This is a genomic window from Algoriphagus sp. (genome assembly GCF_029254265.1).
Classification (GTDB): Bacteria; Bacteroidota; Bacteroidia; order Cytophagales; family Cyclobacteriaceae; genus Algoriphagus.
Map to the genome: position 1 here is coordinate 155,731 of NZ_JAQWXX010000132.1, position 7,705 is coordinate 163,435.

The 7,705-nt window shown below is 37.8% G+C and carries 7 protein-coding genes; 6 read left to right on the forward strand and 1 reads right to left on the reverse strand.

From position 1 onward, the window contains the following. Positions 1-5 precede the first annotated feature (5 nt). Positions 6-2,051 carry a pitrilysin family protein gene (locus tag P8O16_RS20075; RefSeq protein WP_300318035.1) on the forward strand — a complete coding sequence of 682 codons (2,046 nt, stop codon included), beginning with the start codon at positions 6-8 and terminating at the stop codon, positions 2,049-2,051. Positions 2,052-2,098: 47 nt separating this feature from the next. On the opposite strand, the gene P8O16_RS20080 is transcribed toward P8O16_RS20075, so the two are convergent. Beyond that, positions 2,099-3,748 carry a M61 family peptidase gene (locus P8O16_RS20080; protein WP_300318036.1) on the reverse strand — a complete coding sequence of 550 codons (1,650 nt, stop codon included), beginning with the start codon at positions 3,746-3,748 and terminating at the stop codon, positions 2,099-2,101. A gap of 132 nt (positions 3,749-3,880) precedes the next feature. On the opposite strand from P8O16_RS20080, the gene rpmH reads away from it, so the two are divergent. From rpmH to P8O16_RS20105, 5 genes are read left to right on the forward strand one after another with little or no spacing between them, the layout of a single operon-like run. Further along, positions 3,881-4,039 (forward strand): 50S ribosomal protein L34, encoded by a 159-nt coding sequence (rpmH, locus tag P8O16_RS20085; RefSeq protein ID WP_074226946.1) that lies wholly within the window; start codon positions 3,881-3,883, stop codon positions 4,037-4,039. A gap of 48 nt (positions 4,040-4,087) precedes the next feature. Next, the gene (gene rnpA, locus P8O16_RS20090) at positions 4,088-4,477 is read left to right on the forward strand and encodes a ribonuclease P protein component (RefSeq protein WP_300318042.1); all 390 of its coding nucleotides are present in this window, start codon (positions 4,088-4,090) and stop codon (positions 4,475-4,477) included. Next, on the forward strand, positions 4,470-6,131 hold the full coding sequence (locus P8O16_RS20095; RefSeq protein WP_300318045.1) for a S41 family peptidase: 1,662 nt from the start codon (positions 4,470-4,472) through the stop codon (positions 6,129-6,131). The genes rnpA and P8O16_RS20095 overlap by 8 nt, the downstream gene beginning before the upstream one ends. A gap of 6 nt (positions 6,132-6,137) precedes the next feature. Beyond that, entirely contained in the window at positions 6,138-6,827 is a 690-nt protein-coding gene (tsaB, locus tag P8O16_RS20100) for a tRNA (adenosine(37)-N6)-threonylcarbamoyltransferase complex dimerization subunit type 1 TsaB (protein WP_300318047.1), read from the forward strand. Continuing rightward, the gene (locus P8O16_RS20105; protein ID WP_300318050.1) at positions 6,824-7,333 is read left to right on the forward strand and encodes a DUF2480 family protein; all 510 of its coding nucleotides are present in this window, start codon (positions 6,824-6,826) and stop codon (positions 7,331-7,333) included. Before tsaB ends, P8O16_RS20105 begins: the two co-directional genes overlap by 4 nt. Positions 7,334-7,705 lie beyond the last annotated feature (372 nt).

Sequence of the window (7,705 nt, forward strand, 5' to 3'; positions counted from 1 at the left end):
AAGACATGAAAAAAATAGCAATAGCATTTGTATTGACATTTTTGGTCGCTGGGATGAGCTTTGCCCAGGTAGACCGAAGTAAATTACCATCATCAGGACCTGCGCCAGAAATCAAAATTGGCGAGGCAGAGACCTTCACGCTTGATAATGGCTTAAAAGTGTTTGTCGTTAAAAACGATAAACTTCCGAGAGTTTCATTTACTCTAGTTTTAGAGCGTGATCCGATAATGGAAGGTGATAAAGCTGGATTATTAGGCCTTGTGGGTCAAATGATGATGGCTGGGACTGAAAGCCGGACTAAAGATCAGCTGGATGAGGAGATAGATTTTATCGGAGCTAGCCTTTCAGCTGGATCAACTTCGATTTTTGCATCCTCTCTTAAAAAGCATCAGGATAAAGTTTTGGATCTAATGGCTGACGTATTGTACAATCCTAAGTTTCCTCAGGAGGAACTAGACAAGCTCAAGAAGCAAACTTTGACAGGTTTGGCGCAATCTAAAGACGATCCTAATTCGATCTCTGGCAGACTGTCTTCAGCTCTTGTTTATGGAAAAGATCATCCTTATGGAGAAGTTGAGACCGAAGAGACTGTGAAAAATGTAGAATTGTCTGATATCAAATCTTACTACGAAACATTCTTCAAGCCAAACGTAGCATATCTGGCAATAGTAGGAGATATGGACAAAGCTGAAGCTGAGAAAGTGGTTAATAAGTATTTTGCGAAATGGCAAAAGGGAGAAGTTCCGACATTTACTTACAATAAGCCAGCTCCGGTTTCAAAAAATGCAGTCGGTTTGGTGGATAGAAGTTCCTCAGTACAAACTGTGATCAATATCGCCCAACCGATTGACTTGACGCTAGGAGATGAGGATTACATAGCAAGCCGACTATTGAATGAGATATTTGGAGGAGGATTTTCATCCCGTCTTTTCATGAATCTTCGTGAGGATAAAGGATACACTTATGGGGCGAATAGCTCAATTTCAGCAGATAAGCTAGTTGGTCAGTTCTCAGCATTTGCCTCAGTGAGAAATGAAGTAACCGATTCTGCAGTGTATGAATTTATATACGAGATCAACAACTTGGTAGATAATGGAATCACTCAAGAAGAATTGGAATTGGCAAAAGCAAGTATAGCAGGATCATTTGGCAGATCACTGGAAAGTCCTTCGACGATCGCAAATTTTGCACTAAATACTGAGCGATATAATCTTCCTAAAGATTACTATGCGACTTATCTGCAAAAAATGAATGCATTGACGGTAGAAGATATTAACGAAACTGCCCGCGAATTAATCGATCCAGATAAGCTTTACATTACTGCAGTAGGAAATGCAAGTGAAATCAAAGATAAACTTGCTCAGTTTGGCGAAGTGACTATGTATGATAATATGGGCTTTCCGGCCAAAGAAATGAAAATGGTTGATGCAAATATCTCTGCAGAAAACGTGATCGAGAATTACCTAAATGCAATTGGAGGAAAGGCTGCAGCGCAGGCTGTTAAAACTGCAAAAATGACGTTGGAGGCAGATGTGATGGGTAATCCGTTGAGCATTGCCATAGTATTTGACGCTGAAAACAGTGCTTATGGGCAAAAAACCTCAGTGATGGGTAATGTAATGCAAGCAACCAAAATCAAAGATGGAGCAGCTGAGATAAGTGCTCAAGGTCAAAGCATGCAGTTAACTGGTGCTCAACTCGAAGAAGCTATGATCAATGCTTATTTATTCCCTGAGGCTTGGTATGCCGAAAAAGGGTATACTGCTACACTGGAAGGGCTAAAAGACGTAGATGGAATTGCGGCTTATAAAGTTGTTTTTGCTTCTGCAAACGGGGCTAAACTGGTAAACTTCTACTCTGAAGAAACTGGATTAAAAATTAAAAACGAAAATCCAGCCAGTGGTGATACATTCTTTAGTGACTACCAGGAAAAAAGCGGTGTCCTACTTCCGATGCTGTGGACTATCAAATCAGCAATGATCCCAGTGCCTCTTGAGGCTAAGGTGACTAATCTTGAAATCAACCCTGCTATAACAGATGCAGATTTCTAATTATTAATTTTGAATACATGAAAAGGGAGCTCAAAAGGCTCCCTTTTTTAGTTCATCCATTTGGTTCGAAGATCTGTCTCCTCATTTCTTTTTAGAGTGTAGGAAGGAAAAAATTCCTGATCACTAAACCCGAAAGTAGTACGAATAAGCTGACCAGTTGATCTTTTTGCTTCTAATTCAACTGACTTTTCCGAAAGTGAAAAACTGATTTCATCCCCTATCATTAGGGTTTTATAAGCAGCACTTTCAGGGTGTATTTTTGTGATTTTGCCATTAGAAGTTAAGATCCCCGCCTTAGATGCCAGAGGATTAATTTTCGGATCTGAGATTAATTCCAACCCTAGAAGTGGGGTGAGTGCTTTGACTTTTTCCAGTAAGTCTTCTTTTCCAGCAATGAATTTTTCATAAAAAAGCTTGAACTCACTTTCATCCAGCGCTTTTTCTAAAAAAATAGACCAGAATGTTCGCTGTGAATACCCCTTATTCCTTTTTCCAAACTTTTCCCAAGCAGCTTTCATTACGTCAGCTAATGAACATCCATTTCTTCGCATTAGCATGATATCCAAGCAAAGACAGATTAGCGCACCATGAGAATAGATATTTACTTTACGATCTGGAATGCCAGCCTGGTAGCCATCCAGCCAAAGATCCATACTGGATTCAAGTATGGTATAATTTTTCCATCCAAAATTTTGAGCTTCTCGGTTAATGATTTTTTCGAGATGTTTTAGATAAGTCTCTAACGAATAGACCCCGGATTTCAATAAGTACAAATCACCCATATAGGTTGTTATTCCTTCTAGCATCCAGCCAGCATTGGTGTATGTTTCTTTTGAAAAATCGTATGGCAATAGCTCGGTGGGTCGAATCCTACAGACATTCCAAGCATGATACAATTCATGGGAACTCACTCCTAAAAGCTCTTCCATCTGACTTGGGTCAGTGAGGCTTTCCGCAGGCCCAAAAGTGATCACCGTTCCCTTTTTATGCTCTACTCCGTGATAATGCGGATAGGGAAGTAATTGAAATATGAAATGGTACTGAGATTCTGGGAATTCTCCAAAGTCCTCAATTTGCCTTTGGGTAAATCTTTGAAACTGTTCTAAAAACTCTTCTTTCGAAAAGTGAATTTCTCCATTAAACCAGCAGTTGAAATGAACTTTATCGATCAAATATTCCCAACGAGTCAAATTTTGTGAAGCCAAAAATGAGGAATCAGCTAATTCTTGAAAATTGGAAGTACTGAATTTGTTTACCTCTTTTGGAGTAAGTGTCGTTGCGATCGTGAATTGGGGATTAAGGTCGAAAGAGAGCTCATAATTCAAATCCGGAAAATTTAGAACCTCCAAGCAGCAGTTTACGAAGTTGAGATAAATTTGACTTTCGTCTACCCAGCAGGAACCGGCATCCATTTTTGCTGCATAATATTCGTAGCTTATTAAATAATCCTGTTCATTTTTAGCTAAGAATTTCCATTGATTTTTGGATACTTTTTCAAAAGCAACTGGATTATTGGCAAAATCTTTAATTTGAAAAAAGCGTACATTTTGAGCGTAATCGGCTAACTGATATCTACCTGGTCGCCAACTGGGCATTTGGAGTATAACCTGATCACTATCCACAGCACAAAGTTTTATTTCGATTTGGATAAATTGTGAAGCGGGATTCTTGCAACTGAAATGGTAATTGATTTTCATGTAATTCGAATTGGAAACAATTTTATTTGCTTGGCTTGTATTTAAAGAAATGGTACTTATCTTTGCAGTCCTTTTTGGGGGGTAATCCAGGTATTTACAAATTAGAAAGCAATTAGATAAAGATATTCGATCATGAAAAGAACATTTCAACCTTCGCGCAGAAAAAGAAAAAATAAGCACGGCTTTAGAGAAAGAATGTCTTCTGCTAACGGTAGAAGAGTATTGAAGGCTAGAAGAGCAAAAGGAAGACACAAGTTGAGTGTTTCTTCTGAAAAGACATTGAAGAAGTAATTCTTTGTACTGATTTTCGTATGTTCACATACGACTACAGTATCTGCGATGAATTATCGACTTCCAAAAAGTGAAAGGCTTCATGCCGATAAACTTATCAAGGAACTTTTTAACGAAGGTTCCTCTTTTTTTTTATACCCATTTAAAGTCCTTTTTTATGTTAAAAAGGAGGAGGGGAATGGAACTGCTCAAGTCCTTTTTTCCGTTTCAAAGAAGAAAATAAAAAAAGCTACCCAAAGAAATTTGGTAAGAAGGAGGATAAAAGAAGTTTACAGGTTAAATAAATCACTTCTTAACTTAGGGGCTAAAGACATTTCTATAGGCTTGGTTTATGTATCCTCGAATTTAATGGAATTTACCAATTTGGAATCCAAAATCATCCCAATTCTCAAAAAGATATCAATCATCATTGATCAAAACGATTCAAAGAATGAATAAAACAACAAAAAAAGCAGGGATTATTGCCCTTTTGGGAATAGTGCTACTCTCAGGAGTACTAGCTTTCACTTTCAAAAACGATAAACTTTTTGCGATAGCTAAGAACATAGATATTTTTGCTACGATGGTCCGGGAGCTGGATTCCTATTATGTAGATGAGATTGACCCGGATCAGTTGGTGACAATTGGTATCAATGCCATGTTGGAAGAGTTGGATCCCTATACGGAATATATTCCAGAGGAAAACTCAGACGACTTCAGAATGCTGACTACAGGAGAATATGCCGGGATCGGAGCAGTGATAGGTAATCGTGGAGAAGGCAATATGGTAATCATGCCCTATACTGGTTTTCCAGCTCAAAATGCAGGGTTGAAAATCGCAGATTATATTATTCAGGTAGATACTACAATTGTGACAAGTATGGGCACAGCCGAGGTTTCCACACTTTTGAAAGGTCCAGCAAATACCGAGGTCTTCTTGAGGGTGAAGAGAAATAATGATACCCTAGACTTTAAAGTGGTAAGGAAAAAAATCGCGATTAAAAATGTCCCTTATTACGGAAAAATTGATTCAAAGACTGGATATATCAAACTAAGTGATTTCACAACCAATGCGGGAAACGAAGTTAGAAACGCGCTAGTAGATTTGAAAAGCCAGGGAATAGAGCGCCTAGTTCTCGACGTAAGAGATAATCCTGGAGGACTTTTGAATGAGGCTGTTGAGATTGTGAATATTTTTATTCCGAAAGGAAGGGAAGTAGTAAAGACTATTGGGAAGTTAGAAAACGTCAATTTCACTTATAAAACAACCAAGACTCCTATAGATAAAGATATTCCTTTAATCGTCTTGATTAACGAGCGAAGTGCAAGTGCATCTGAGATTGTTGCGGGAGCCCTTCAAGATTATGATCGGGCAGTTCTGGTGGGGAGAAAGTCTTTTGGAAAAGGCTTGGTGCAGACTACAATCCCCCTTAATTATAATGCGCAGATGAAAATCACCACTGCCAAATATTATATTCCAAGCGGAAGATGTATTCAAGCTATAGATTATATGCAGAGTCGAGAAAACGGAGAGCTGACTTCTGTACCAGATTCACTTAGGAAAGAATTTAAAACTAAAAATGGTAGGATAGTTCTGGATGGTGCTGGAATAGAACCCGATGAAAAAGTTGAGTCAGTTAGCTATAAACCTATTTCTTACAGCTTGGTTGCCCGCAATCATATTTTTGATTTTGCAACTGAATATTTTTATAAGCATTCGGAAATCGCTGATCCAACCTCGTTTTCTATTTCTGAAGAAGATTACAATGACTTTGTAAATTGGCTGAAAGGGAAAGAATATGACTATACCACCTACTTGGAAAAGTCCGTGGAGGATATGAAAAAGAATGCTGAAAAAGTGGATTATTACCCTGAGATCAAGGATCAAATTGAGGCTTTAGAAAAGCGCGTTAATCATAGCAAGGAGCAAGATTTGATTACTTATAAAGGGGAAATCCAGAAAATACTTTCAGAGGAAATTATTTCTAGGTATTATTTTCAAGAGGGAATGATAGCTGCGGGTTTGGTCAAAGATCCTGATATTCTGGCTTCAAAAGAATATTTCAATCAGCCAGAAAAATTTAAATTAACACTGACCGCCTCTGCTAAATAGTTGAAAATGGCTCTTATTCTATCTATAGAGACTTCGACTCCCATCTGTTCAATTGCTCTACATCAAGATGGAATTTTAATCGATTCTGAATCCATCGAAGTTCCCGGAGCTCATTCCGAGAGGTTGATGACTATGATTCAGCAGCTCTTGGAAAGAAATGAGTTTCAAGCAGAGGTGTTGGATGCGATCGCCGTTTCAGAAGGTCCGGGTTCATATACTGGTCTTCGAATAGGTGTTTCTACCGCAAAAGGACTGGCCTTTGCATGGGACTTGCCGCTAATTGGGATTTCTACGTTGAAGATTTTAGCTATTGCTGCCAAAAGCAGGATTTCAGACAATGCTTATATTGTTACTCTTCTAGACGCTCGAAGAATGGAGGTTTTTCATCAGGTGTTTAATCAAGATCTAAAATCCATTGTCTCTTTAGGATCGGCACTGATTGATAAGGATTCATATCATGAGATTCTGAAAGAGAGACCTACCTACTTTGTGGGGGATGGGGTTGAAAAGGTAAGTCAAATAATCTCTCATGTTAATGCTACTTTTCTTGATACAAAAATTGACGCTATACATATGGGGATATTGGCGTTTGAAAAATTTGAAAGAGGAGAATTTGTTAATTTGGCGTATTTCGCTCCCAATTATCTAAAAGAGTTTAAAGCACTTCAGGCTAAAAAGAATCCTTTACTATCATGAGTGAAATTGTAAATAGAGTTACGCAAAGTCCTATAGTTTCAATAGATCTGGAAGAGATTTACCCCAAAGAAGAGCGGGTGATTTTTGATTTGAAGCCTTTTTTATTTCAGGAGTTTGTGTTGAGAGAGAAGGAATTTAGATCTGCATTGAAAGAAGTGGAGTGGAAGGATTATTCTGATAAATGGGTTTCTATTATCTGTTCTGCTGATGCGATTGTTCCAAATTGGGCATTTATGTTAGTGGCTACCTATCTTACTCCTATAAGTAAAGGATATGTGATTGGAGATTTGACAGAGCTAGAGGTTTTAATTTCTGAATTGGTTTTGGGTAAAATTGATTTGGTATCTCTTACTGATAGACCAGTCGTAATCAAAGGATGTAGTAATTTTCCGATTCCACTTTTTGCTTACGGAAGACTTGTATCATTGATTCAGGATCGTGCCAAAAGCATAATGTATGGTGAACCATGCAGTACAGTTCCACTTTTTAAAAAATCAAAAGCCTGATATTGAAGGGGTAGAAAAAATCTTTTAAAATACTTTTAATTTTGATTGGCAAAGGCTTGTGAAATATGCTTCACTGAGCTATGTTTGCACTCCCATTTGAGGAAAGACTTAAGCGGAAACAGAAATTGAAATGTGATAAAAATTAAAGATTTTATTTTTTTTCAAATTAAGCTTTGAATCAAAAATAAAATCCCGATATTTGCACTCGCATTTGGGGAAAACGATCCTCACAAACCCTTTAAAAGAAAGGGAAAAGTTCTTTGAAATGATGTAAGGCGAAAAAAAATAGTAACCTGAGTAAAGAAAGAGAAGATTTGGGCACTTCGGTGTGCCAAGTCAAATAGTGTATATAGTAATTTACAATGGAGAGTT

Bases quoted from the DNA above. Each gene is read 5' to 3' on its own strand.
- P8O16_RS20075 (WP_300318035.1), top strand. From the start codon at position 6: ATGAAAAAAATAGCAATAGCATTTGTATTGACATTTTTGGTCGCTGGG.
- P8O16_RS20080 (WP_300318036.1), bottom strand. From the start codon at position 3,748: ATGAAAATCAATTACCATTTCAGTTGCAAGAATCCCGCTTCACAATTT.
- rpmH (WP_074226946.1), top strand. From the start codon at position 3,881: ATGAAAAGAACATTTCAACCTTCGCGCAGAAAAAGAAAAAATAAGCAC.
- rnpA (WP_300318042.1), top strand. From the start codon at position 4,088: ATGAATTATCGACTTCCAAAAAGTGAAAGGCTTCATGCCGATAAACTT.
- P8O16_RS20095 (WP_300318045.1), top strand. From the start codon at position 4,470: ATGAATAAAACAACAAAAAAAGCAGGGATTATTGCCCTTTTGGGAATA.
- tsaB (WP_300318047.1), top strand. From the start codon at position 6,138: ATGGCTCTTATTCTATCTATAGAGACTTCGACTCCCATCTGTTCAATT.
- P8O16_RS20105 (WP_300318050.1), top strand. From the start codon at position 6,824: ATGAGTGAAATTGTAAATAGAGTTACGCAAAGTCCTATAGTTTCAATA.